1 rRNA gene is annotated in these 229 nt (G+C 54.1%); it reads right to left on the minus strand.

Annotation, left to right across the window (positions count from 1 at the left end):
* Positions 1-229 (minus strand): 23S ribosomal RNA (locus R0J92_RS27425); the annotation flags it as partial.

Consider the following 229-nt stretch of genomic DNA (forward strand, 5'->3'; position numbering starts at 1 on the left):
CCACATCGTTTCCCACTTAACCAGGATTTGGGGACCTTAGCTGACGGTCTGGGTTGTTTCCCTTTTCACGACGGACGTTAGCACCCGCCGTGTGTCTGCCGACTAGTACTCCTCGGTATTCGGAGTTTGGTTAGGATCAGTAAGACGGTGAGTCCCCATAGCCCATCCAGTGCTCTACCCCCGAGGGTATTCGGTCGACGCTCTACCTAAATAGATTTCGCGGAGAACC

This window comes from Tritonibacter sp. SIMBA_163, from assembly GCF_046535935.1.
In the GTDB taxonomy this organism is placed as follows: domain Bacteria; phylum Pseudomonadota; class Alphaproteobacteria; order Rhodobacterales; family Rhodobacteraceae; genus Epibacterium; species Epibacterium scottomollicae.